This window comes from Bacillus mobilis (genome assembly GCF_001884045.1).
GTDB lineage: Bacteria > Bacillota > Bacilli > Bacillales > Bacillaceae_G > Bacillus_A > Bacillus_A mobilis.
Genome location: NZ_MACF01000090.1, coordinates 1 through 25786 on the forward strand (window position 1 = coordinate 1; position 25786 = coordinate 25786).

Consider the following 25786-nt stretch of genomic DNA (forward strand, 5'->3'; position numbering starts at 1 on the left):
CTATTCAAAGACACTGGGGAATGTCTTATAAATTAGGGAGGAACAGCTTCGATACATATACTATAAAAGATGGATGTGACCGGGGTGTGAACATAGAGTGAAAGAGAGAGGGAGTTTTACATAAAGGATAAAGACAAAAAAATAAGACCATCACATAAGAGATGGTCAAGGAAGGGGACAATTTATGTCAATTTAATTAGGGATGGAAGTTGTTCAAGACACTGGGGAATGTCTTATAAATTAGGGAGGAACAACTTCGATACATATACTATAAAAGATAGATGTGACCTTGGCGTGAACATAGAGTGAAAGGTATGAGGATTTGAGAAATGATACATATAACATGATTGTTGCGAGAGTTATAGAGTGAGAATAAATAGAATAGAAAGTGTCTCTTCATAAAATGAAATAAAAGTTGAAAACTATGAAAAAAAGGATTATGCTCAACTATATTATGAGAATATAAGGTTTATCCCGCTATGTAAGGTTTGTTATAAGCTTTTAGTTATGAGGAGAAAAAGGGAGTTAGTGAATATGGAAGTAACGAAAAGACAAGGGTTGTATAATCGTTTTATACGATTAAATCCACCACAAATATTAGCATTAGGTTTTTTCTGCTTAATTGTGGTTGGCGGTTTGTTATTAAAGTTACCATTCGCAACGAAAGTACATATTAGTTGGGTAGATGCTTTCTTTACGGCAACGTCAGCAGCAACTGTAACGGGATTGGGAGTAGTAGATACTGCAAGTACGTTTACGATGTTTGGCGAGATTGTTATTATGTTTTTAATTCAAACAGGCGGTTTAGGTCTTATGACAATTGCCATTTTAATTGTTTGGGTATTAGGTAAAAAAATCGGATTACGCCATCGATTATTAATTGGAGAGGCATTTAATCAGACAAATATAGGTGGTCTTGTAAAATTAGTAAAACGTGTCTTTATATTTTCAATTTGTATTGAGTTGATTGGAGTCATCTTTTTATCATTTCGCTTTATTCCAGAGTTTGGTTTTGGAAAAGGTGTATACTATAGCATTTTTCACGTGATTGCATCTTATAATAATGCTGGATTTGCTCTATGGCCGGATAACTTAACAAGGTATGTAGGAGATCCTATTATTAATATAGGGATTTGCTCTTTAATCGTAATAGGTGGTCTCGGTTTTACTGTATTAATTGATATATGGTATAGCCGTAGTTTTCGAAAACTATCGCTTCATTCCAAAATTATGATTGTTGGAACAGTAGCGTTAAATGTTATAGCGATGATTGTGATTTTTGTATTGGAATATAATAATGTGAAGACGTTAGGGAATTTACCTTTAAATGAAAAGTTATGGGCTTCTTTTTTCCAAGGTATTACTCCTCGTACTGCTGGATTTAATACAGTTGACTACGGGGGTATGGAAGAATCATCTATATTATTTACGATGGTTTTAATGTTTATTGGTGCAGGAAGTGTATCAACGGGTGGAGGGATTAAATTAACAACGTTTGTTATTTTAGTTACATCTGTCCTTTCTTTCTTTAGAAAGAAAGAGGAAATCGTATTATTTCAGCGCACAATAAAAATGTCGACAGTAACGAGAGCGTTAGCTATTGCTGTTGCCAGTCAAATCCTCATTTTTGCAGCTGTATTTGTATTAATGCTTACAGAAAACTTCAGCTTTATTCAGTTACTATTTGAAACAATTTCAGCGTTCGGTACAGTAGGGTTAACGATGGGGATTACTGCAAAGCTATCAGCGTTTGGAAAATGCATTATTATGTTTGTTATGTTTTGCGGATTAATTGGACCGTTAACACTTGTGTTTTCTTTAGCGCGACCAGCAAAACAAAAAATTAAATATCCATCGGAAGATGTATTTACAGGATAAGGTATCCCGCATAAGCGAGATACCTTTTTCATTTTAAAAAAGGGAGAACAATAATCCGACAAGTGCTACTCGGAATAAAATTGCAATGAGTGCTGCAATTCCACCGACAATCGCAGCGATACCACCAGTTACAGTAGCTCCGCGATTATAAGCGTAAATCCCTAGTAATACAGAAACAAGACCAAATAATGTTGGGAAGGTAAAGAGTGATAATATAGATAAAGCAAGAGCGATAAAGCCAGCAGTTGATCCAGCGGCTGACGATCTTACATCATCTTTATGATCTTTCTCATCGTAATCATAATCAATGCGCTGTGGTGCAACCTCAGCTGCATATTCTTCGTTATAGTCACTATAATCACTATCTATTCTATCTCTTTTTTTATACTCATCAAATTTCTCAGTCAAAGTCATAACTCCTTTCATAACAAGGTTCAATAGTAGTATGTTTCTCTTTTTCTTTTTTATCCCACTTTAATGGGCAGTAAGCCCCCCACCTCAAAATTCAGCGAAAGCAAAGAAGTTAGGTGGGGGATCAATTATCCATAAAAGTCCGATTGGTGAGGGCTAATAATCAGTGGGGGATGAAGAAACCCCCCATTGATTAAAGTTTCACTTTATCCGAGTATGTACAGGAAGTAATATCCATTTAGAAGGAAGAAATTGTTTTTTTGAAATAGGAAAAGTTAGTATGACTTCCTCTATTTTGGAAAGTATAAAAAAGAATAAGAAGGAAAGGGTGCAATACATAATGGAACATCCAATTGAAAATTTAATGAAAACAGCAATGACAAATTTAAAAGAGATGGTAGATGTAAATACAATTGTCGGAAGCCCAGTTTCAACGGCTGATGGAAATGTAGTATTAACAGTATCTCAAGTGGCTTTTGGTTTTGGTGCCGGCGGAAGTGATTTTAAAGGTGATTTTATTTCTGAAAAACATAATAACGGACAAGGGCAACATAAAGAGAACAAGCAAAGTCATCCATTTGGAGGCGGAAGCGGGGCTGGGGTTTCTATTAGTCCAGTTGCTTTTTTAGTAGTTGGTGCTAACGGTGTGCAAGTATTGCACCTCAATAGTAGTACGCATTTAATTGAAAAGGCTTTAAATACTGTACCAAGCACTGTAGATAAATTTGTAAATGGTCGCCAAAAGTGAACTTGCATTTTTTAGGAATTATGATATATTAGAAAAAGTGCGCTTTAGGATGATCGGAATAATTGAACTTTAAATATATATGATGTGTGGAATAAGGGAGAGGAATTTATGATTAATATCAAAAACTTAGTAGTTGGCTTATGTATGTTAGTAAGCGGTTTTGTTGTATATGTAATAAAAGAAAAAGCTCCATTCTAAAACAGACAAACCGTTACCGTCTGTTTTTAATTTGTAAAAAATGTTGACAAGTTATTGTATTGGTGTTAAAATTTTAATTCGTGTCTCGGTTACAGCTAGTGTAAAGTAAATAAATCTTATAAATATAATACGAAAAGTTTGCGAAAGATCGGGTAGTCTTACCAACAACTTTTGTGAACAAACCCTATAAATTATAATTGTAGGCTTTATAGGTATACTAGTGAATCAAGGAGCGGTCATTGGAACCGTGATGATGAGAGAGAGGTAGGGCTTTCATCCAGTATATGTTACTTTCCCGTTAGGTGAATATAAAAAAGAGGACTCCTTTTCAAAAGGAGTCCTCTTTCTTTTTTAAGTGCGACTCTCAACTTGCTGACAAATTTCATCTGTTGTTAAACCATGAGCTGTAATTACCGATCCCTTAATAGATGTATCTGCAATACCCATCATATTGGAATCTTGCCCAGTTACAACACAACAATCGCACCCTTGTGCATCATGTTCGGAGTGAAGGGTAACGACCTCATGTCCCTGTTGCTTAAGAGCTTGTTGAACATCTGTTAATGAGTTTTCAACGCCAATTCTAGCCATAATTCTCACCTCCTACCATCTAGTTGCTAGTATGCTCAAGTACATCGCATATATTTATGCAAAGACGGTAGGAAGCCTATATTTATTCTGTTATTGAAGGATAGCTTAATTAACGTATCACTTTATCCCGCTTTAATGGGCAGTAAGACCCCTACCTCAAAATTCAGCGAAAGCAAAGAAGTTAGGTGGGGATCGGGTTGCCCATTAAAGTCCGATTGGTGAGGGCTGATTAAAGTTTCACTTTATTTAGTCGTTATATACACCAGTAAGCATTTGACTTACGAATTGATCGTTTAAAGTATCTTGGGCGGAAGAAGTATTTGAATGAATGTCGATTGAAGCAATAAAATTATTATGTTCTTTATTATTTGGTTCTACCTCTACATAATTATCGAATTTACAAAAACCTTTCGTATCCATTAGATCAAATAGTTGAAGCATTTCTACTACTTCTTGTCTCGTTCCTTTAATTTGTACACACGCCATATTGATTTCCTCCTTCATTTTGACAAATTGTTTTTTAAAAATAGGATTATGATTGCGAGATGAAAAATATGAATGTTATTTTTAGACAGCGTTATTTTTCTTATTTTCCCCCTTTTTCAGCAAAAGTCGTTGTATATTCCCGAATTTATAAAAACGGACGTCCGTTTATTGAATACAATAGATTCGTATCAATTGATGAAAATCCTTCTTTTAAACAAATATTTTTTTTAGTGGAATTTGGCGAAAAAAATTTTTTGACTTTTTGTAAACGTTAACAATGCTGTCAAATCAATATAATCAAAGATGTACGTACGATTAAAAATTATAAATTTTCTAAAAATTCACTTGATTTATTTAGAAAGGAGAGTAAACTAGGAAACAATAAAAAATTCATAGAACATAGGAGGCGCTTTCCAGTGAATGAGCAATGGATTTTCTTAAATGGAGAATTTGTTCCAAAAGACGAAGCAAAAGTTTCAGTATATGATCATGGTTATTTATATGGAGATGGAGTATTTGAAGGAATTAGAGTTTATAGCGGTAATGTTTTCCGTTTGAGAGAGCATCTTGTCCGGTTATATGAATCAGCAAAATCCATCATGTTAGAAATTCCATATTCTTTAGATGAAGTAACGAATATTGTTGTTGAGACGATTCGACAAAATAAATTATCTAATGGATACATTCGCCTTGTTGTATCGAGAGGTGCAGGAAATCTTGGATTAGATCCTGATTCTTGTAAGAAACCGAATGTAGTCGTAATTGCAGAACAACTATCTTTATTCCCACAAGAATATTATGAAAAAGGGATTCCGGTTGTAACAGTTGCAACGCGCCGAAACCGTCCAGATGTTTTGTCGCCTCAAGTAAAATCACTAAATTACTTAAACAATATTTTAGTTCGTATTGAAGCGAAATTAGCTGGAGTACAAGAAGCACTTATGTTAAATGATCAAGGATACGTAGCTGAAGGCTCAGGAGATAACGTGTTTATTGTAAAAGGAAATAAATTAATTACACCACCAAGTTCTGCTGGAGCGTTAGAAGGTATTACACGAAACGCTATTTTAGAAATCGGTGAAAAACTTGGATATGACGTTAGAGAAGAATTATTTACAAGACATGATGTATATGTAGCTGATGAAGTATTTTTAACAGGAACGGCTGCTGAAGTAATTGCTGTTACGACAGTAGATGGTAGAACGATTGGTTTAGGGCAAACAGGTCCACATACGAATCGTTTATTAGAAGAATTCCGAAAGTTAGTTATAGAAGATGGAGAGAAAATTTACGAAGAAAATAAAGTTGGATAACAACTTTTTATAACATAAGAAAGCGTTGAGAGGGAGGAGTAGTTGATTGTGAAGCCTCACAGAGAGTCGGTGGTTGCTGAAAACCGATGGTTCACGTCGACGAACATCGCCCTTGAGTGCTAAGCTGAAGCATTTGTCTAGGCTTAGACGGTAGCTCCGTTATTAGCTAGACTCATTAATGGGTCACTGAGGCAAGAGTATTCTTGCGAAGAAGGGTGGTACCGCGAAATCTTTCGTCCCTTCAGCACATAGCTGGAGTGTGGACGTAGGATTTTTTTTATTGATAAAAGTTTTCAAAAAGGGGGCTTATAAAAACAATGTCTTCAAAAACGGAAGAGAAACTGGCAACTGGTGCACAGCTATTGTTAGAAGCGCTAGAAAAGGAAGGAGTAGAAGTGATTTTCGGTTATCCTGGTGGTGCTGTTTTACCTCTTTATGATGCACTTTATGACTGTGAAATTCCGCATATTTTAACAAGGCATGAGCAAGGTGCTATTCACGCCGCTGAAGGGTATGCCAGAATTACTGGTAATCCAGGGGTTGTTATTGCAACGAGTGGACCAGGTGCTACAAATGTTATTACAGGTCTTGCAGATGCCATGATTGATTCGTTACCACTTGTTGTATTTACAGGGCAAGTAGCAACAACGTTAATTGGAAGTGATGCTTTCCAAGAAGCGGATATTATGGGGCTTACGATGCCGGTGACAAAGCATAACTATCAAGTGCGAAAAGCTTCAGATTTACCTCGAATTATTAAAGAAGCATTTCATATTGCTAGAACAGGAAGACCAGGCCCAGTCGTTATTGACCTTCCAAAAGATATGGTGGTAGAGCAAGGGGAACGATGTAATGACGTACAAATGGATTTACCAGGATACAACCCGAATTATGAACCGAATCTACTCCAAATAAACAAATTATTACAAGCAATTAGTGCTGCAAGTAAGCCGTTAATTTTAGCTGGAGCAGGTGTATTGCATGCGAAAGCATCAAAAGAGTTAACAAGTTTTGCTCGTAAATATGAAATCCCAGTTGTGCATACTTTACTTGGTCTTGGAGGCTTTCCGCCAGATGATGAACTTTTTCTGGGAATGGGAGGAATGCATGGCTCATACACAGCCAATATGGCGTTATATGAATGCGACTTACTTATTAATATAGGTGCAAGATTCGATGATCGGCTTACTGGAAATTTAGTTTATTTTGCTAAAGAGGCGACTGTTGCGCATATCGATATTGATCCAGCAGAAATCGGAAAAAATGTGCCGACTGAAATTCCTATTGTTGCAAGTGCTAAGCTAGCGTTGGAAGTATTACTTCAACCGGAAGGAAGGAAAGAAAATCATCATAATTGGCTTTTCTTATTAAAGAGTAGAAAAGAAAAATATCCACTATCTTATAAACGGAATTCGGAAAGTATTAAGCCTCAATACGCAATTGATATATTATATGAACTTACGAAAGGAGAAGCGATTGTAACAACAGATGTTGGTCAACATCAAATGTGGGCCGCACAATATTATCCGCTGAAAAACCCAGATAAATGGGTAACTTCTGGAGGATTAGGAACGATGGGCTTCGGATTTCCAGCAGCAATTGGGGCACAAATTGCAAAGCCTGATGAACTAGTTATTGCAATTGTCGGTGACGCTGGATTTCAAATGACGCTGCAAGAATTAAGTGTGTTAAAAGAACACTCCTTACCAGTTAAAGTGTTTATTTTAAATAATGAAGCTTTAGGAATGGTAAGACAATGGCAAGATGAATTTTATAACAAAAGATATTCGCACTCTTTACTATCGTGTCAACCAGATTTCGTCGCTCTTGCGAATGCGTATGGCATAAAAGGAGTTCGCATAGATGATCCACTTCTTGCAAAGAAGCAAATACAGCATGCGATTGAATTACAAGAACCGGTCGTAATTGATTGCCGTGTACTTCAATCAGAAAAGGTAATGCCGATGGTTGCGCCAGGGAAAGGTGTTCACCAAATGGAGGGAGTGGAAAAAAGGTGAAGAGAATTGTTACAGCGACAGTTCGAAATCAAAGTGGTGTGTTAAACCGAATTACAGGTGTTATGACACGAAGGCATTTTAATATTGAAAGTATTTCAGTAGGTCATACAGAATCATCGGACATATCACGGATGACGATTGTTGTACACGTGGAAAATGAACAGCAAGTTGAGCAGTTAATTAAACAACTTCATAAGCAAATTGATGTTCTGAAAGTATCAGATATTACGGAAGAAGCGATGATCGCAAGAGAACTTGCACTTATTAAAGTCGCAACATCAGTAGCAAGAGCAGAATTATATAGTTTAATTGAACCGTTTCGAGCCGCTGTAATAGATGTTGGGAAGGATTCCATAGTTGTGCAAGTAACCGGTACGCAGGAGAAAGTAGAAGCATTAATTGAATTACTTCGTCCATACGGTTTGAAAGAAATTGCTAGAACAGGTGTAACAGCATTTACGCGTAGTATGAAAAAACAAGATAAGCAAGTTATGTTAATTCAATAATCATTTAAATATAGGGGGAAATGAAAATGACAAAAGTTTATTATGAGAAAGATGTAACGGTAAATGTATTAAAAGAAAAGAAAGTAGCAATCATCGGATATGGCTCACAAGGTCATGCGCATGCGCAAAATTTGCGTGATAACGGATTTGATGTAGTAGTAGGTTTAAGAAAAGGTAAGTCTTGGGATAAAGCGAAAGAAGATGGATTTTCTGTATATACAGTAGCAGAAGCAGCGGAGCAGGCTGATTTAGTAATGATTTTACTACCGGATGAACTGCAGCCAGAAGTATATGAAGCGGAAATTGCACCAAATTTACAGGCAGGAAATTCTCTCGTTTTTGCACACGGATTTAATGTTCACTTTGATCAAGTGAAACCACCAGCTAATGTAGATGTATTTCTAGTAGCGCCTAAAGGTCCAGGGCATCTTGTACGCCGTACGTTTGCTGAAGGCGGAGCTGTTCCTGCATTATTTGCCGTATACCAAGATGCGACAGGAGTTGCGACTGAAAAGGCACTTTCTTATGCTGATGGAATTGGAGCGACGAGAGCTGGCGTATTAGAAACGACGTTTAAAGAAGAAACAGAAACAGATTTATTTGGAGAGCAAGCTGTACTTTGTGGCGGAGTAACTGCGCTAGTAAAAGCTGGATTTGAAACGCTAGTTGATGCAGGATACCAGCCTGAACTTGCCTATTTTGAATGTTTACATGAATTAAAACTAATCGTTGACCTTATGTATGAAGGTGGACTTGAAAATATGAGATATTCAGTTTCAGATACAGCGCAGTGGGGCGACTTCGTATCAGGACCACGCGTTGTAACGGAAGATACGAAGAAAGCGATGGGTGCAGTGCTAGCCGAAATTCAAGATGGTACATTTGCTAGAGGTTGGATTGCAGAGCATAAAGCAGGAAAACCAAATTTCCATGCGACAAATGAGAAAGAGAATGAACATGAAATCGAAGTAGTTGGACGTAAATTACGTGAAATGATGCCTTTCGTACAGCCACGAGTAAAGGCAGGGGTCAAATAATATGAAGCAGATTTTGTTCATGGATACGACGCTACGTGATGGCGAACAATCACCAGGAGTGAATTTAAATGAACAAGAGAAATTGCAAATTGCAAGGCAATTAGAGAGATTGGGTATTAATGTCATGGAGGCTGGCTTTGCAGCAGCTTCCGAAGGGGATTTTCAATCGGTAAAACGCATCGCAAATACGATTCAAAATGCTACAGTTATGAGTTTAGCTAGAGCGAAAGAAAGTGATATTCGAAGAGCATATGAAGCGGTGAAAGGTGCTGTATCTCCTCGTCTACACGTATTTTTAGCTACGAGTGATATTCATATGAAGTATAAACTTTGTATGTCAAAGGAAGATGTATTAGATAGTATTCATCGCTCGGTTACACTTGGGAAATCGTTATTTCCGACAGTACAATTTTCTGCAGAAGATGCGACAAGAACAGCAAGAGATTTTTTAGCTGAGGCAGTAGAAGTTGCGATTCGTGCAGGAGCAAATGTAATTAATATTCCAGATACAGTTGGATATACGAATCCAGAAGAATATTATTCTCTTTTTAAATACTTACAAGAATCCGTTCCTTCATATGAAAAAGCAATTTTCTCTTGTCATTGTCACGATGATCTTGGGATGGCTGTAGCCAATTCATTAGCTGCGGTTGAAGGTGGAGCATTGCAAGTAGAAGGAACAATTAATGGGATTGGAGAAAGAGCAGGGAATGCGGCGTTAGAGGAGGTCGCAGTTGCTCTTCATATTAGAAAAGATTTCTATAAAGCGGAGTCTTCTATGACGCTAAAAGAAATTAAAGCGACGAGTACATTAGTAAGTAGATTAACAGGTATGGTTGTACCGAAAAATAAAGCAATCGTTGGAGCAAATGCATTCGCTCATGAATCAGGAATTCATCAAGATGGTGTATTAAAAGAAGTGACAACGTATGAGATTATTGAACCAGAGCTAGTAGGCGAGTCTCAAAATCTATTTGTACTTGGAAAACATTCTGGACGTCACGCGTTTACAGAAAAAATGAAAGAGCTTGGCTATGAATTTACAAAGGAAGAACGAGATGCGGTGTTTGAAGCGTTTAAAAAATTAGCTGATCGTAAGAAGGAAATTACGGAGGAAGATTTACGTGCACTTATGCTTGGTGAAGCAGCATTTGCGGCTCAGCAATATACCATTACGCAACTGCAAGTACATTTCGTATCAAATAGTGCACAATGTGCGACAGTTGTATTAAAAGATGAAGAAGGAAATGTATACGAAGATGCAGCTACTGGCTCTGGTAGTATTGAAGCGATTTATAATGCAATCCAAAGAATTCTAGGATTAGAATGTGAATTGGCGGATTATCGCATACAATCTATTACACAAGGTCAAGACGCACTAGCTCATGTTCATGTTGAATTAAAAGAAGGAACACATCAAGTATCAGGTTTTGGTGTCGCGCAAGACGTATTGGAAGCGTCGGCGAGAGCATATGTCCATGCGGCGGGGAAATTAAAATCTTTTATCCAGCTTGTGAAATAAGTGGTTGATAGGTGAGAGAAGCTTTCCTCACCTATCAAATTAAAGTTCTGAAAATTCAGTTAAAAGGAGTGTTGAAATTGGAAAAACGTATCGTTTGTTTAGCTGGTGATGGTGTTGGCCCGGAAGTTATGGAAAGTGCGAAGGAAGTATTGCATATGGTAGAGAGATTATATGGACATCGTTTTTATTTGCAAGACGAGTACTTTGGTGGGAGTGCTATCGATTTAAATGGGCAACCATTACCACAACGAACGCTTGCCGCCTGTTTAGCAAGTGATGCAGTTTTACTCGGAGCAGTTGGTGGACCAAGGTGGGATAGTGCGAAAGAAAGACCAGAGAAAGGGTTATTAGCTTTAAGAAAAGGACTCGGCGTATTTGCGAATGTTCGCCCTGTAACGGTAGAAAGTGCAACGGCACATTTATCGCCATTAAAAAAGGCTGATGAAATTGATTTCGTTGTCGTTCGTGAATTAACAGGCGGGATTTATTTTTCTTATCCGAAAGAACGAACGGACGAAGTAGCAACCGATACACTTACGTATCATCGTCATGAAATTGAACGTATCGTTTCGTATGCTTTTCAATTAGCGAGCAAGCGGAAGAAGAAAGTAACATCGATTGATAAGGCAAATGTTTTAGAGTCTAGTAAACTATGGCGAACTGTGACAGAAGAAGTATCACTTCGTTATCCAGGCGTTGAACTAGAACATATTTTAGTAGATGCCGCTGCGATGGAATTAATTCGAAATCCAGGACGGTTTGATGTAATTGTAACGGAAAATTTATTTGGAGATATTTTGAGTGACGAGGCTTCTGTATTAGCTGGATCATTAGGGATGCTTCCATCAGCAAGTCACGCGGAAAAGGGACCTTCATTATACGAGCCTATTCACGGATCAGCACCGGATATTGCCGGGAAAAATAAGGCGAATCCAATTGCAATGATGCGCTCTGTTGCAATGATGCTTGGGCAATCGTTCGGATTAACGAGAGAAGGGTGTGCAATTGAAGAAGCAATTTCTGCAGTCCTTACATCAGGGAAATGTACAGCAGATATCGGTGGGACTGAAACGACAACTTCATTTACGAAGGCGGTTATGCAAGAAATGGAAGAGCAAGCGTTAGTAGGGAGAGGGAGATAATGGAGAAAAGGTTGCTAGATAAACTATGGGAAAGACATATAGTTACGACAAATGAAAATGGGTTGGATTTATTATATATCGATCTTCATCTTGTCCATGAAGTAACGTCACCGCAAGCCTTTGAAGGCTTGCGGCTTACAAATCGAACGGTCCGTAGACCAGATTTAACATTCGCAACGATGGATCATAATATTCCAACGAAAGATGTTTGGAATATTACCGATCGCATTGCGAAACAGCAACTAGATACACTTCGTGAAAATTGTAAACAATTTCAGGTACCGTTAGCGGATATTGGAGATGAAGAGCAAGGGATTGTTCATGTTATCGGACCAGAACTTGGGCTCACGCAGCCAGGAAAAACAATTGTTTGTGGTGATAGTCATACAGCAACACACGGTGCGTTTGGCGCGCTAGCATTTGGCATTGGCACGAGTGAAGTGGAACATGTATTGGCGACACAAACGTTATGGCAACGTAAACCGAAAGCGATGGGCATTGAGTTAAAAGGGAAATTACAGAAAGGTGTTTACGCAAAAGATATTATTTTGCATCTCCTTTCGAAGTACGGTGTAGCAGTTGGAACCGGATACGTAATGGAGTTTTACGGAGAGACAATTGGAGTTATGGAGATGGAAGAGAGAATGACGCTTTGTAATATGGCAATTGAAGGAGGAGCGAAAGCTGGTATTATAGCACCAGATGAAAAAACATTTACTTATGTAAAAGGACGTCAATATGCACCGAAAGACTATGAAACTTTCGAGAAAAAATGGTCTGAACTGTATACAGATTCAGATGCGATTTATGATTTACATATTTCAATTGATGTGGCGGATTTAGCACCGTACGTTACGTGGGGAACAAACCCGAGTATGGGTGTTCGTATTGATGAAAAATTGCCAGAAAAGCATGATGCAAATGATGAAAGAGCATTTTCTTATATGGGATTAAGCCCAGGACAAAGTACGTATGACATTCCAGTTCAGCATGTTTTTATTGGATCTTGTACAAATTCCAGGCTCTCTGATTTAGAAATTGCTGCTTCTGTTGTGAAAGGGAGAAAGGTAAAGGAAGGTGTGCGAGCACTCGTTGTGCCTGGATCGAAAAGAGTAAGAGAAGCTGCGATGCAAAAAGGGCTACATCACATCTTTGAAGAAGCAGGATTTGAATGGAGAGAGCCTGGATGTTCAATGTGTCTTGGAATGAATCCAGATCAAGTACCTGAAGGAGAACATTGTGCTTCCACTTCAAACCGAAATTTTGAAGGAAGACAAGGAAAAGGAGCGCGAACACATTTGGTTAGCCCAGCAATGGCGGCAGCAGCTGCGTTATATGGTCATTTTGTTGATACTAGAAAGGAGAGTTATGATGGAGCCATTTCGTATTCATAAAGGTACTGCCGCAGTACTGATGAATGATAACATTGATACAGATCAAATTATTCCGAAGCAATATTTAAAGAGAATTGAAAGGACGGGATTTGGAAAATATTTATTCGATGAATGGCGTTATGATAATAACCGCCATGAAAACCCTAATTTTCCACTTAATGCACAAGATAGAAAAGGAGCAAGTATATTAATTACAGGTGATAATTTTGGTTGCGGTTCTTCAAGAGAACATGCTCCATGGGCGCTTGCTGATTATGGTTTCCGTGTTATTATCGCTGGCGGGTTTGCAGATATTTTTTATATGAATTGTATGAAAAATGGTATGTTACCAGTTGTAATGGATAAAGAAATGCGAAAACAACTTGCTAAAACGGATGCGAGAGAACAAATAGAAGTAGATTTAGAGAATGAAGTCATCACAACGAGTACGCACAAGTTTCATTTTACAATCGAGAAAATGTGGAAAGAGAAATTATTAAATGGTCTAGATGAAATTAGTATTACAATGCAATATGAACAAAAAATTGTAGAATATGAAAGGGAAGTAGCTTTATATTAAGAAATAACGGAATGTTCGAAATGTATTTACATTCAGAATTAAGTATTATATACTATGTAAAAAATCAGAGGAGAAAGGGAGTAAGTATTATGAATATCGTGCAACCTATTGAAATGCTTACACAACTACATCATCATACATAAAGCCCTTGAACCTAGCGTGAAAACGTGTAGGCACAAGGGTTATTCCCGTTGTACCTACACTCTACTAAAGAGCCTTGTAGGTATTTTGTCTACAAGGCTCTTTTTATTTTCGGTTTAGGTGAATCAAATAGGCATACATTAGAAAGGGAAAGGTGTGAGAATTTAGATGACAAAATGGAAACGTGCAAATCCAAATGGAACGAGAGATTATTTATTCGAAGAATGTACGTTAATTGAAGAAGTGGAGCAAAAATTAAGACGTACTTTTTTAGAGCGAGGTTATGAGGAAATAAGGACACCAACAATAGAATTTTATGATGTGTTTGCCTTTCAAAATAGACCGATAGATGAAGAAAAGATGTATAAATTTTTTGATGAAAAGGGACGGATTATCGTCTTGCGTCCAGATATGACAATTCCTTTAGCGAGAGTGATGGGAACGCAGAGGTGGGATACGCCGCTAAAACTGACGTATGGCGGGAATGTATTTCGGGCGAATGAGTCTCTTACTGGTAAATATAATGAAATTATACAAAGTGGTATTGAAATTATTGGGATTGATAATGTAAGAGCTGAAATTGAATGTGTTATAAGCGTCATTCAATCACTTCAAAAGGTGAAGGTGCAATCTTTTACAATAGAGATTGGGCAAGTGCAGTTATATAAATGTATTGTCAAAAAGCTCTCCATTCATGAGGAAGAAGAGAGAGTACTTAGAACATATATTGAAAGTAAAAATTATGCTGCTCTATCAAATTTTATTAGAGAAAAGAAATTAGATCGATGTGATGAAACAGTAAGATTACTTGAGAAATTACCAAGGTTATTTGGGAATTTAGAAGTAATTGAGGAAGCGGAAAAACTCGCCTCAAGTAATGAAATGAAAATGGCCATCGCAAGAGTGAAAGAAATATATGTAGCCATTGAAAAACTAGGCTATGGATCTTACATATCAATTGATTTAGGTATGATCCAACATCTAGATTACTATACAGGAGTTATTTTCAAAGGGTATATATATGAAATTGGAGAAGAAATTGTTAGTGGTGGAAGATATGATGAGTTAATTGGAAATTTTGGAGAAATGCTGCCGGCTGTTGGACTCGCGGTGCAAGTCAATCAAATTGTGAAGGCGCTGCAAGAGCAGCAAGAAGCATATGAACGAAAGAGAATAGATATAATCATTCATTATGAGTTAAATAGATTAGCAGAAGCGGAAAGATTAAGAAGTTTACTTCAAAAGGACGGGAAAAAAGTAGAGCTATCCTTATTCTCTAATGTAAACGACACCTTTCAATTTGCAAGAAAAAATCAAATAGTAACGGTCGTTGAGGCGAAGAATGAATCATTAGTGGAATATGTATGGAAAGAGAAATGGGTAGTCCAGAAAGAAGGAGAGACCTCATGCGTAACATTCAAATTGCGTTAACGAAAGGGAGATTAGAAAAGCATGTGATTCCACTCTTTGAGCAAATTGGAATTGATTGTTCAGAGCTCAAAAATAAAGGGCGAAAGCTTGTCTTTCAAAGTAAGAATACAGATATCTCATTTATTTTAGTGAAAGCAGTAGATGTTGCTACTTATGTAGAACATGGAGTAGCGGATATTGGGGTCGTTGGAAAAGATATTTTAATGGAAAATGAGAAAGATATTTATGAAATGTTGGATTTAGGAGTAGGCGTGTGTAAGTTTTGTGTAGCTTCTATTCCTACTTATAATCCGAAGAGCTACCGGAAGAAACGTATTGCAACGAAATATCCCCATATTACTTCTAACTATTTTCATGATAAAGGAGAGGATGTAGAAATTATTAAAATAGAAGGTTCTGTAGAAATCGCTCCTATTCTTGGATTGGCAGATGCAATTGTTGATATTGTTGAAACAGGAACAACATTACAAGAAAATGGACTCATTGTATTTGAGGAAATGTATTCTATATCTGCTCGAATGATTGTAAATAAGGCTGCATTAAAAACTAAAAAAGACGAAATATTCAGTATTGTAAATATGATGGAGCAAGAAATTTTGTCAGGAAAATAGGGGGAATTGAAATGGAGATCGTTTGTGAAGATTTTCAAAAGGCGTTATCGAAAATAAAATTGCTACGAGAAAACGCTAATATAATAGAAGAAACTGTTCAAAGAAGTGTAAGAGAGATCGTTCAAAATGTAAGGGAGAATAGGGATGAGGCCCTATCTTTTTATACAAACAAGTTTGATGGTGTGGAGATGAAAGAGTTTCGGGTAAGTGAAGAAGAAATAGAACGAGCGAGTATGTTTGTAGAAGATTCATTTTTAGAAGCGTTACAAAAGGCGAAGAAAAACATTATATCGTATCACGAAAAGCAAAAAAGGCAATCCATATTCGATTGCGAGAGTAAAGGCATCATTAGGGGACAAATCATTCGGCCGTTAGAAAATGTAGGAGTATACGTGCCAGGCGGAACTGCTTCCTATCCTTCGTCAGTATTAATGAATGTATTACCAGCGAAACTCGCAGGTGTGAAAAAAATTGTAATGGTAACACCGCCGAGAGAAGGAGGAATTGATCCACATATTTTAGTTGCTGCAAGTCTTGCAGGGGTAGATGAAATTTATATGATAGGTGGTGCGCAAGCAATTGCTGCCTTAGCATACGGGACGGAATCGATTCCGAAAGTGGATAAAATAGTTGGACCAGGAAATTTGTACGTCGCTCTAGCGAAACGAGAAGTATATGGAATAGTAAATATCGATATGATTGCTGGACCGTCAGAAATTGTAGTTATCGCTGATGAAACCGGCAATGCAAAATATATTGCTGCTGATTTACTATCACAGGCAGAACATGATGAGAGAGCGACAGCAATTTGTATTACAACGAATATAGAGTTAGCAAAGGAAGTAGAAAAAGAGATAGAAAGACAGTTAGAAACATTACCAAGAAGCGAAATTGCACGTGAATCGATAAATAGAAATGGAGCCATTTGTATCGTTCCCTCTTTAGATGAAGCACTCCAATTATCAAATGAAATCGCCCCGGAACATTTAGAGTTACATATAAAAGAACCGATGAGTGCACTAGCTTACGTGAAACATGCAGGATCTATCTTTCTTGGACCATATGCGCCGGAACCACTTGGCGATTATGTAGCAGGACCGAATCACGTGTTACCGACAAGTGGAACGGCAAGGTTTTTCTCGCCGTTATCAGTTGATGATTTCGTGAAAAAATCAAGCTTTCTGTCTTATACAGAGGAAGCGTTAAGAGATGTACAACATCACATTGTAGAACTTGCGAATAAAGAAGGGTTACATGCGCATGCGAGAGCAATTCAAATAAGATTTGAGGAGGAGGAAGAATAATGCGTGAGTCTAGTCAAATACGTGAGACGACAGAAACAAAAATAAAATTAAGTTTGCAGCTTGATGAAGGAAAGGATGTTTCTGTACAAACGGGAGTTGGATTTTTTGATCATATGCTAACTTTATTTGCAAGGCATGGAAGATTCGGTTTGCAAGTGGAGGCGGAAGGCGATGTGTTCGTTGATGCACATCATACAGTTGAAGATGTTGGAATTGTGCTCGGAAATTGTTTGAAAGAAGCATTGCAAAATAAAGAGGGGATTAACCGTTATGGCTCTGCTTATGTACCAATGGATGAATCTTTAGGTTTTGTCGCAATTGATATAAGCGGACGCTCGTATATTGTATTTCAAGGAGAATTAACAAATCCGAAGCTAGGGGATTTTGATACAGAACTAACAGAAGAATTCTTTAGAGCAGTTGCTCATGCTGCAAATATTACATTACATGCTCGCGTTTTATATGGAAGTAATACACATCACAAAGTTGAAGCATTATTTAAAGCATTTGGTCGAGCGCTTAGGGAAGCAGTTGATAAAAATACCAACATTACTGGTGTAAATTCAACGAAAGGGATGTTGTAATTGATTGCTATTATAGATTATGGAATGGGAAATATTCGTAGTGTAGAACAAGCATTAAAATATATTGGAGCAGAGTACATCGTAACGAGTGATAAAGAAGAAATTTTTAAAAGTGATGGAGTGATTTTACCAGGAGTAGGTGCATTTCCAAAAGCGATGGATGTATTGGAAGAAAAAGATTTAGTGTGTGTATTAAAAGAAGTCGGGCGTTCAGGAAAACCGCTTCTAGGCATTTGCTTAGGAATGCAGCTTTTATTTGAAAATAGTGAGGAACTACAAGACTGTAACGGATTAAGTTTATTGCCAGGTGTTATTCGAAAGCTAAAAGTTCCTTATAAAATTCCACATATGGGATGGAATGAGTTAAATAAAGAGGGAGAAATAGCGCTTTGGAATGGAGTAGAGGACGGTTCTTTCGTATATTATGTCCATTCTTATTATGCAGATTGTCCTAATGAAATTGTATATGGAATAAGTGAATATGGATTGAAAGTACCTGGTTTTGTAGCGAAAGGAAATATATATGGCGCACAGTTTCATCCTGAAAAAAGTGGAGACATTGGGATGCAAATGTTGAAAAATTTCAAAGGGGTGGTAGAAGCATGGAAATCTTCCCAGCTATCGATTTAAAAGAGGGACGATGCGTTAGACTGTATCAAGGAGAGTTTAGTAAAGAAACAATAATGAATGAAGACCCGGTTGCGCAAGCGATTATATTCGAAAAATCAGGAGCGAAAACACTGCATATTGTTGATTTAGACGGTGCAATTGCAGGGGAGTCAGTAAATTTGCTCGTCATTGAAAGGATTTGCAAGGCAGTACGTATTCCAGTGCAAGTTGGAGGCGGAATTCGGTCACTTGTAGCGGTAGAAAAGTTATTGTCAGGAGGTGTAGATAAAGTGATTTTAGGAACAGCTGCTCTTTATGATAAGGCATTTTTAGAGGAAGCAGTTCGTCTATATAAAGAAAAAATCATTGTTGGAATTGATGCGAAAAATGGTTTCGTAGCAACGAGAGGCTGGCTCGATGTGTCTGAAATTTCTTACATTGATTTAGCGAAGCAAATGGAGAATGTAGGTGTTCAAACGATTGTGTTTACAGACATTTCGAAAGACGGGACACTTGCAGGGCCGAATGTAGAGCAATTGGAGTTGCTACAAAAAAGTGTGGACATTCGTCTTATTGCTTCTGGAGGAGTGGCATCTATTCAAGATGTGAAAAAATTAAATGATATGAATATATACGGCGTCATAATTGGTAAGGCTCTTTACGAGAAAACGATTAATTTAGAAGAAGTGTTAGAGGTAACAAAGTTATGTTAGCGAAACGCATTATTCCATGTCTAGATGTGAAAGAAGGGCGAGTCGTAAAAGGTGTAAATTTTATAGGATTACAAGACGTCGGTGATCCTGTTGAAATAGCTGCTTTATACAATGATGCGGGAGCAGATGAAATTGTATTTTTAGATATTACGGCAACACATGAAGGACGAAAAACAATTATCGATGTTGTAGAACAAACAGCTTCGAAAGTATTTATTCCTCTTACAGTTGGCGGGGGGATTTCAAGTGTTAAAGATATGTACAATTTACTAAGAGCGGGAGCAGATAAAGTTTCAATTAACTCAGCGGCAGTGCGAAATCCAAAGCTAATCAAAGAAGGGGCAGAACACTTTGGTTCACAATGTATTGTCGTCGCAATTGATGCTAGAAAAATAGCGGAAGATAAGTGGAATGTATATGTGAACGGCGGAAGAGTTGATACGGGAATGGATGCAACCTGGTGGGCAAAGCGCGTTACCGAGCTAGGGGCAGGCGAAATTTTGTTAACGAGTATGGATGCAGATGGAACGAAAAATGGATATGACCTTCGTTTAACAGAAGAAATTTCAAAAAGCGTTTCCGTACCAGTCATCGCGTCAGGCGGGTGCGGTCATGTTGATCACATTATAGAAGTCTTTCAAAAGACAACAGTTGATGCAGCGTTAGCGGCATCAATCTTTCATTACGGTGAGGCGACAGTGCAGGACGTAAAGAGAAAATTAAGAAATGCAAACGTTGAGGTGCGGTTATGAAACCAAACTTTTCAAAAGGATTACTACCAGCAGTTGTAATGGAAGAAGGTACAAATGAGGTTTTAATGCTAGCTTATATGAATGAAGAAGCATATGAAAAAACGCTAGAAACGAAAAGAACTTGGTTTTATTCTCGTTCAAGAAGGGCGTTATGGAATAAAGGAGAAACATCAGGAAATGTCCAATATGTGCAATCTCTGTATTTAGATTGTGATCAAGATTCAATCGTTGTTGTCGTAAAACAAGTAGGACCTGCTTGTCATACGGGAGAGAAAACGTGTTTTCATTACAAAATTATATAGGGGGATACATATGGGAAACGCCTTTACATTACTATTTGAAACAATTGAAGAACGAAAGAGAAATCCAGTTCCTGAATCGTATACAAATTACTTGTTTTCAAAAGGAGAAGATAAAATTTTAAAGAAAATTGGTGAGGAATGCACGGAAGTAATTATCGCATCTAAAAATAATGATAAAGAAGAATTGGTGAAGGAAATGGTGGATGTATTGTATCACTGCTTCGTTTTATTAGCCGAAAAAAATATATCATTAGAAGATGTTATGGAGGAAGTGACAGAAAGAAATGGGAAGTTTTCGCGAGTAGGGGACAGAAGAGACATAGATACATTATAAGGGGGAATATAGATGAAGGTGGATTATCACATTCATTTAGAAGAAGGGCCATATTCAATAGGGTGGCTAGCTAAAATAAATGAATCATTGCAACAGTATGAACCGCTTAAAGAAGAAAAACATTCTATGGAATGGCTTGTGAAAACACAAGAACGCCTACAAAGACGTGTGAAAGAAGGGCCATTTACAACGAAATGGATTGATTTATATTTAGAAGAAGCTTTGCGAAAAGGTATAAAAGAAGTTGGTATTGTCGATCATTTATACCGTTTTTATGAAGCGAAAGAATACTATGAAAGATATGTCGATATTAGTGATTCTAAGCTTGGTCGTTTACAGAAGGAATGGCTAGATCAAGTAAGGGTAGCATCACTACATGATTTTACAAAGGCAATAGAAGAAGCGAAAGAACGTTGGAGTAAACGAGGCGTGACGCTTAAACTTGGAATTGAAGCGGATTATTTTATTGGTGGTGAACAAGAATTACAATCTTTACTAGCATTAGGAGACTTTGATTATGTAATTGGTTCTGTCCATTTTTTAAATGGCTGGGGATTTGATAATCCAGACACGAAAGAATATTTTAAGGAGCATAACTTATATGCTTTATATGATACGTTTTTCAAAACGGTTGAGTGTGCAGTTCGCTCTCAGTTATTTGATATAATAGCTCATCTTGATAACATAAAAGTATTTAATTATCGGTTAGATGAGAATGAACAACTTTCGTATTATAAGGACATTGCGCGTGCATTAGTAGAAACTAATACGGCAACGGAAATAAATGCAGGATTGTACTATCGCTATCCTGTGCGCGAAATGTGTCCGAGTCCACTATATTTACAAGTATTAGCTAAGCACGAGGTTCCGATTACTCTCTCCTCAGATGCGCATTATCCGCATGATTTAGGAAAATATGTGGAAGAGAATATAAAGACGTTACGTAATCATGATATTTCACACTTAGCTACCTTTACGAAACGAGTAAGAACGATGAGATTACTGGAAGAAGAAGTATCCATTTCAAAATGATCACGATTTTTTGATGAAAACTCTCCTTTTTGTTCAAAATAAGAAAGAATAAAAAGGAGGGTAAGAAATGGCGAAACAACAAAATAAACAAAATGTACAAAGTGCACAGCAACAAGCGTATACTTCTGAAACGAATGCTACATCTCAATCCGTTATTGAGGAACAAATTAGTGATACAGTTGCAGAAGGAACGATCGATGTGAAGCTTGGAAAAGAATCGCAAGAAAAAGCATAAGAAGAGGGGAGACTTGCATCTCCTCTTTTTTTATGGAAAAGTGTCGATTTTCAAAACTATAATCAAATTCCTTGGTTTTTATATGTGGATTTCTTACAATGAAAGATAAGAGGTATCTTATTTTCTATAGAAGAGGTGTTAGTAGTGGCGAAAATATTAGTAGCAGGAAAAATTCCAGCAATCGGATTAGAACTATTAAAGGATCATGATGTAGAAATGTACGATAAAGAGGCTTTAATTTCTTTAGATGAATTAACAGAGCGTGCAAAAGATAAAGATGCATTGTTAAGCCTACTTTCTACAAAGGTGACAAAAGAAGTGATCGATGCGGCACCTAATTTGAAAATTATTGCAAACTACGGTGCTGGTTACGATAATATTGATTACTCGTATGCCGGAGAAAAAGGGATTGCGGTAACGAATACACCGAAAGTATCAACTGAAGCGACAGCGGAATTAACATTTGCACTTCTTTTAGCAGCTGCACGTAGAATTCCGGAAGGTGATACGCTATGTCGTACAACTGGATTTAACGGATGGGCACCATTATTTTTCCTAGGTCGTGAAGTGCATGGGAAAACAATTGGAATTATTGGCCTTGGAGAAATCGGAAAAGCAGTTGCAAAGCGTGCGAAAGCGTTTGGAATGAATATTTTATATACAGGGCCAAATCGAAAACCTGAAGCTGAAAGTGAACTGGAAGCAACATATGTAACATTGGAAGAATTATTACAAACAGCAGACTTTATTACAATTAACTGTGCGTATAATCCAAAATTGCATCATATGATTGATGAAGAACAGTTTAAAATGATGAAGAAAACAGCGTATATTGTAAATGCTTCACGTGGACCAATTATGCATGAAGCGGCACTTGCTCAAGCATTAAAAACGAATGAAATTGAAGGAGCGGCTCTTGACGTATTTGAATTTGAACCGAAAATTACTGAAGAGCTAAAAGGATTAAAGAATGTAGTACTTGCTCCTCACGTAGGAAATGCAACATTCGAAACGCGTGATGCGATGGCTGAAATGGCAGTAAGAAATATTTTAGCCGTATTAAAAGGTGAAGAGCCTGTAACACCTGTAAATCAAAAAGCAGTAGTTACAAAATAAAAAGAAACCTTCCGAAATCGGAAGGTTTCTTATTTTTCTTTATTTGCTCTTTTAGATGGTCTTTGTCTAAGAAATTGAGATAGCATATACAAAATATATAGTGGAATAGCAATGAATAAGAAAACAGAAAAGTTACCGATCCCTGTTTGGTACATTGTGATAATGCTTCCAACTAAAAATAGTGTAATAATGATGCTATATCGTGGAAGTGGTACATCTTTTAAACTTGGGATACGAATGCGGCTCACCATTAAAAATGCGAACGTTACAAAGACTGTAATAAGAACGATTTTTGGAATGATATGTGAAAATAATGTTAAGAAAGCAACAAGCCCTCCCGCTGCTGTAATCGGTACCCCAGTGAAATATTTCATTGAAGTAGAAGATGGTGTTACATTAAATCGTGCTAAACGATATGCTCCGAAAAGAGGGAATAGTCCCGCTATGTATAGTCCGATGATTCCGTAATTGGAGAAAGATGTGTAATACATAAGAACAGCAGGTGCTGCACCAAATGTCACGACATCCGCAAGTGAGTCAAGCTCTTTTCCCATTTGTGAATCAACGCGTAATAAACGAGCAACACGCCCATCAAGACTATCTAACATCATCCCGATAAGTACTAAAATAGCAGCTGATTTATAATATCCTAAAGATGCATAGCCGATTGACAAGAATCCACTATATAAATTTCCGAGCGTAAATAAGTTTGGAATAGCTGCTCTATACAAAATCTGATCCCTTGCTTTCTGTAATAAATTCTTAATTAGTGTATGAAATTTTACTTATTTTATCATACCATAAATTTCTTCCTCATACGAAAGAAATTCCCAATTTGTGAAAGATTTCATAGAAGAATGATTTGAAAAATAAGTAAAAAAAGAAGCAACTTTTATAAAGTTGCTTCTAGTACTACTCAAATTTCGTTGTCATTGTTCCAGTTTTATAACGATTGTTAGGATCGAAACGTAATAAATCTCCATAAATGAGTTTATCGGAGAGTTTCAATTCAGTTTTTGCTTTTTCAATATTTGGTTGGCATAATGAAATGTCAGCTTCTTCACCTGTATTTCGTTTATAGCACATGTTTTTTGTATACACATACTCTTCCGAAACGAAGCTACCATCACGCATTACCATAAGTGGATCTTTTTCTTTAATAAATAAGTCAGTTCCAAATTCAACGGATTGATTTGTTTTAATACCAAGTAAATGAAGTAGCGTTGGTTTAATATCAATTTGACCAGATACTTTAGAAATGACTTTTCCTTCTTGACCAGGTACATGAATAATGAGAGGGACGCGTTGTAATTGCATAGAATCAAACGGTGTAATAGCGTCTTTCCCAAGGAACTGGGCCATAGCTGCATTATGGTTTTCTGAAATGCCGTAATGATCTCCATAAATGACAATAACAGAATTATCATACAGTCCTTCTTCTTTTAATTGTTTAATAAATAATTTAAGAGCTTCATCCGTGTAACGAACGGTTGGGAAGTAGCGGTTTACAACACCACTTTCCGAATTAAACTCATCAACATATTGATCTTCGGGATTTAGAAGAAATGGAAAATGGTTTGTTAAAGTAATAAATTTTGTATAGAACGGTTGTGGTAAAGATTTTAGCTTTGGGATCGATTGTTCAAAGAACTCTTTATCTTTTAATCCCCAGCCAACAGACATTTGTTCTGTGCCTACGTAATCATTTAAATTAAAGTAACGATCATATCCAAGTGCAGGATACATTACATCACGATTCCAAAATGTTTTATCGTTTGAATGGAAGACAGCAGAAGAATATCCGTATTTTTTTAATTGCTCTGGTGTAGCTGTATATTCATTTGTTGCGTGAGTAAAGAATACAGAACCGCGGTCTAACGGATAAAGTGAATTTTCAACGATAAATTCAGCATCAGAAGTTTTACCTTGTCCCGTTTGATGATAGAAGTTATCGAAATAAAAACTATCTTTAATAAATTCATTTAAAAATGGAGTAATTTCTTTTCCATTTATTTTTTTATTAATAACAAAACTTTGTGTAGATTCCATGGAAATCAAAATAACATTTTTACCTTTTGCAGCTCCAAATAAGTTTTTATCAACTTGCTTATCTTTTGAGTCTGTATAGTTTTTAATTTCAGAGAACCCATCTCCACTTGCAAATACACGTTCAGCTGAAGATTTAGATTGAAGTGTAATATCAAATAGATGATATGTGTATAAACCTAAATTTTTCACGACTGTTTGACGATCAAATGAGCGTGAGAACATTTGTGGTTTATAAATAACGGAAACAACAATTTGTAGTGCTAATAAAGCTGTTACACCGGTAAAGAAAGTTCGCTTCTCAGAGCGTGAAAGAGGCGTCTTGTCACAAAATGCCGGGAATTTACGTGAAAGAAACATTAAAATAATCGCATCTGCAAATAAAAGTAATGTTTTGTACGTAAAGAGTTCTTTTATACTCGTCCCTAAATCAGCCATATTATTTGTTTGGAATAAAACTGGGAATGTAACGAAATCGTTATAAAACCCATAAAACATTGCATTTCCAAATAAAATAAAGGACAGTATAAAACTGATTCCAACTATAATGCGGTTTCGGTGTTTAGATGCAAATAAAGCAAAACCGAAAAATAAAAGTAATGCAGCTAGTGGATTAATAAAAAGCATAAATTCTTCAAAGAAATTATCGATTTTAATATCAAATGCTAGCTTGTACACAATATATGTTTTTATCCATAATAAAACGACTGCAACGAGTGCAAATCGCAGTTTTGGAAACAGACGTTGTAGCATAATATACTCCTCTCCTAAAA

The 25786-nt window shown here is 36.9% G+C and carries 29 protein-coding genes and 1 other annotated feature; of the genes, 24 read left to right on the forward strand and 5 right to left on the reverse strand.

Annotated features, from left to right (window positions below; translation table 11 throughout):
- The first annotated feature begins 534 nt into the window (after window positions 1–534).
- Window positions 535–1878: a TrkH family potassium uptake protein gene (locus BAQ44_RS15810; RefSeq protein WP_000454120.1), complete on the forward strand. Its 1344-nt coding sequence runs from the start codon at window positions 535–537 to the stop codon at window positions 1876–1878.
- A gap of 33 nt (window positions 1879–1911) precedes the next feature.
- Here BAQ44_RS15810 and BAQ44_RS15815 read toward each other — a convergent pair whose 3' ends face one another.
- A complete protein-coding gene (locus tag BAQ44_RS15815; RefSeq protein WP_116758375.1) occupies window positions 1912–2304 on the reverse strand; it encodes an imidazole glycerol phosphate synthase in 393 nt (130 codons plus the stop codon).
- A gap of 265 nt (window positions 2305–2569) precedes the next feature.
- Here BAQ44_RS15815 and ytfJ point away from each other — a divergent pair, with 265 nt between their 5' ends.
- Window positions 2570–3037 (forward strand): GerW family sporulation protein, encoded by a 468-nt coding sequence (gene ytfJ, locus BAQ44_RS15820; protein WP_063261930.1) that lies wholly within the window; start codon window positions 2570–2572, stop codon window positions 3035–3037.
- Window positions 3038–3145: 108 nt separating this feature from the next.
- A complete protein-coding gene (locus BAQ44_RS15825) occupies window positions 3146–3235 on the forward strand; it encodes a hypothetical protein (RefSeq protein WP_000608225.1) in 90 nt (29 codons plus the stop codon).
- A 351-nt stretch (window positions 3236–3586) separates the two neighbouring features.
- Here BAQ44_RS15825 and BAQ44_RS15830 read toward each other — a convergent pair whose 3' ends face one another.
- Together BAQ44_RS15830 and BAQ44_RS15835 are read right to left on the reverse strand one after the other, a co-directional pair.
- A complete protein-coding gene (locus tag BAQ44_RS15830; protein WP_061678665.1) occupies window positions 3587–3826 on the reverse strand; it encodes a YkuS family protein in 240 nt (79 codons plus the stop codon).
- Between the two features lie 246 nt (window positions 3827–4072).
- Window positions 4073–4312: a DUF3911 family protein gene (locus tag BAQ44_RS15835; RefSeq protein ID WP_000752504.1), complete on the reverse strand. Its 240-nt coding sequence runs from the start codon at window positions 4310–4312 to the stop codon at window positions 4073–4075.
- 59 nt (window positions 4313–4371) lie between these two features.
- Between BAQ44_RS15835 and BAQ44_RS31680 the strand changes: the two genes are divergently transcribed.
- The 21 genes from BAQ44_RS31680 (at window position 4372) to BAQ44_RS15940 (ending at window position 22967) form a co-directional block, all read left to right on the forward strand.
- Window positions 4372–4587: a hypothetical protein gene (locus tag BAQ44_RS31680; RefSeq protein ID WP_071722330.1), complete on the forward strand. Its 216-nt coding sequence runs from the start codon at window positions 4372–4374 to the stop codon at window positions 4585–4587.
- A gap of 141 nt (window positions 4588–4728) precedes the next feature.
- A complete protein-coding gene (gene ilvE / locus BAQ44_RS15845) occupies window positions 4729–5625 on the forward strand; it encodes a branched-chain-amino-acid transaminase (protein WP_001005497.1) in 897 nt (298 codons plus the stop codon).
- A gap of 16 nt (window positions 5626–5641) precedes the next feature.
- Window positions 5642–5869 (forward strand) — a binding site (T-box leader).
- Window positions 5870–5942: 73 nt separating this feature from the next.
- Window positions 5943–7643: an acetolactate synthase large subunit gene (gene ilvB, locus BAQ44_RS15850; protein WP_071722333.1), complete on the forward strand. Its 1701-nt coding sequence runs from the start codon at window positions 5943–5945 to the stop codon at window positions 7641–7643.
- On the forward strand, window positions 7640–8149 hold the full coding sequence (ilvN, locus tag BAQ44_RS15855) for an acetolactate synthase small subunit (RefSeq protein ID WP_000822948.1): 510 nt from the start codon (window positions 7640–7642) through the stop codon (window positions 8147–8149). Before ilvB ends, ilvN begins: the two co-directional genes overlap by 4 nt.
- A gap of 26 nt (window positions 8150–8175) precedes the next feature.
- Window positions 8176–9186: a ketol-acid reductoisomerase gene (gene ilvC / locus BAQ44_RS15860; protein WP_063261933.1), complete on the forward strand. Its 1011-nt coding sequence runs from the start codon at window positions 8176–8178 to the stop codon at window positions 9184–9186.
- Window position 9187: 1 nt separating this feature from the next.
- Window positions 9188–10708 (forward strand): 2-isopropylmalate synthase, encoded by a 1521-nt coding sequence (gene leuA, locus BAQ44_RS15865; protein ID WP_063261934.1) that lies wholly within the window; start codon window positions 9188–9190, stop codon window positions 10706–10708.
- A gap of 77 nt (window positions 10709–10785) precedes the next feature.
- A complete protein-coding gene (gene leuB / locus BAQ44_RS15870) occupies window positions 10786–11850 on the forward strand; it encodes a 3-isopropylmalate dehydrogenase (protein WP_071722335.1) in 1065 nt (354 codons plus the stop codon).
- A complete protein-coding gene (gene leuC, locus BAQ44_RS15875) occupies window positions 11850–13244 on the forward strand; it encodes a 3-isopropylmalate dehydratase large subunit (RefSeq protein ID WP_071722337.1) in 1395 nt (464 codons plus the stop codon). The genes leuB and leuC overlap by 1 nt, the downstream gene beginning before the upstream one ends.
- A complete protein-coding gene (leuD, locus tag BAQ44_RS15880; RefSeq protein ID WP_071722339.1) occupies window positions 13222–13803 on the forward strand; it encodes a 3-isopropylmalate dehydratase small subunit in 582 nt (193 codons plus the stop codon). Before leuC ends, leuD begins: the two co-directional genes overlap by 23 nt.
- A 309-nt stretch (window positions 13804–14112) precedes the next feature.
- A complete protein-coding gene (gene hisZ, locus BAQ44_RS15885) occupies window positions 14113–15375 on the forward strand; it encodes an ATP phosphoribosyltransferase regulatory subunit (protein ID WP_063261938.1) in 1263 nt (420 codons plus the stop codon).
- Entirely contained in the window at window positions 15351–15986 is a 636-nt protein-coding gene (gene hisG, locus BAQ44_RS15890) for an ATP phosphoribosyltransferase (RefSeq protein ID WP_063261939.1), read from the forward strand. Before hisZ ends, hisG begins: the two co-directional genes overlap by 25 nt.
- An 11-nt stretch (window positions 15987–15997) precedes the next feature.
- Window positions 15998–17290: a histidinol dehydrogenase gene (hisD, locus tag BAQ44_RS15895; RefSeq protein WP_071722341.1), complete on the forward strand. Its 1293-nt coding sequence runs from the start codon at window positions 15998–16000 to the stop codon at window positions 17288–17290.
- Window positions 17290–17874 (forward strand): imidazoleglycerol-phosphate dehydratase HisB, encoded by a 585-nt coding sequence (gene hisB / locus BAQ44_RS15900; protein WP_063261941.1) that lies wholly within the window; start codon window positions 17290–17292, stop codon window positions 17872–17874. The genes hisD and hisB overlap by 1 nt, the downstream gene beginning before the upstream one ends.
- Window positions 17875–18504 carry an imidazole glycerol phosphate synthase subunit HisH gene (hisH, locus tag BAQ44_RS15905; RefSeq protein WP_071722343.1) on the forward strand — a complete coding sequence of 210 codons (630 nt, stop codon included), beginning with the start codon at window positions 17875–17877 and terminating at the stop codon, window positions 18502–18504. It abuts the gene before it with no gap.
- Window positions 18477–19196 (forward strand): 1-(5-phosphoribosyl)-5-[(5-phosphoribosylamino)methylideneamino]imidazole-4-carboxamide isomerase, encoded by a 720-nt coding sequence (gene hisA, locus BAQ44_RS15910; RefSeq protein WP_071722345.1) that lies wholly within the window; start codon window positions 18477–18479, stop codon window positions 19194–19196. Before hisH ends, hisA begins: the two co-directional genes overlap by 28 nt.
- On the forward strand, window positions 19190–19948 hold the full coding sequence (gene hisF, locus BAQ44_RS15915; protein ID WP_063261944.1) for an imidazoleglycerol phosphate synthase cyclase subunit: 759 nt from the start codon (window positions 19190–19192) through the stop codon (window positions 19946–19948). Before hisA ends, hisF begins: the two co-directional genes overlap by 7 nt.
- Window positions 19945–20250, forward strand: a complete 306-nt coding sequence (gene hisI / locus BAQ44_RS15920) for a phosphoribosyl-AMP cyclohydrolase (protein WP_063261945.1) — start codon at window positions 19945–19947, stop codon at window positions 20248–20250. The genes hisF and hisI overlap by 4 nt, the downstream gene beginning before the upstream one ends.
- 10 nt (window positions 20251–20260) lie before the next feature.
- Window positions 20261–20584 (forward strand): phosphoribosyl-ATP diphosphatase, encoded by a 324-nt coding sequence (gene hisE / locus BAQ44_RS15925; RefSeq protein WP_071722347.1) that lies wholly within the window; start codon window positions 20261–20263, stop codon window positions 20582–20584.
- A gap of 12 nt (window positions 20585–20596) precedes the next feature.
- A complete protein-coding gene (locus BAQ44_RS15930; RefSeq protein WP_071722349.1) occupies window positions 20597–21616 on the forward strand; it encodes a histidinol phosphate phosphatase domain-containing protein in 1020 nt (339 codons plus the stop codon).
- A 67-nt stretch (window positions 21617–21683) separates the two neighbouring features.
- Window positions 21684–21851 (forward strand): DUF4025 domain-containing protein, encoded by a 168-nt coding sequence (locus tag BAQ44_RS15935; protein WP_001118891.1) that lies wholly within the window; start codon window positions 21684–21686, stop codon window positions 21849–21851.
- Window positions 21852–21995: 144 nt separating this feature from the next.
- Window positions 21996–22967: an NAD(P)-dependent oxidoreductase gene (locus tag BAQ44_RS15940; RefSeq protein WP_071722352.1), complete on the forward strand. Its 972-nt coding sequence runs from the start codon at window positions 21996–21998 to the stop codon at window positions 22965–22967.
- 29 nt (window positions 22968–22996) lie between these two features.
- On the opposite strand, the gene pssA is transcribed toward BAQ44_RS15940, so the two are convergent.
- Together pssA and BAQ44_RS15950 are read right to left on the reverse strand one after the other, a co-directional pair.
- The gene (pssA, locus tag BAQ44_RS15945; RefSeq protein WP_000285414.1) at window positions 22997–23698 is read right to left on the reverse strand and encodes a CDP-diacylglycerol--serine O-phosphatidyltransferase; all 702 of its coding nucleotides are present in this window, start codon (window positions 23696–23698) and stop codon (window positions 22997–22999) included.
- Window positions 23699–23879: 181 nt separating this feature from the next.
- On the reverse strand, window positions 23880–25766 hold the full coding sequence (locus BAQ44_RS15950; protein WP_071722354.1) for an LTA synthase family protein: 1887 nt from the start codon (window positions 25764–25766) through the stop codon (window positions 23880–23882).
- Between the last annotated feature and the right edge of the window lie 20 nt (window positions 25767–25786).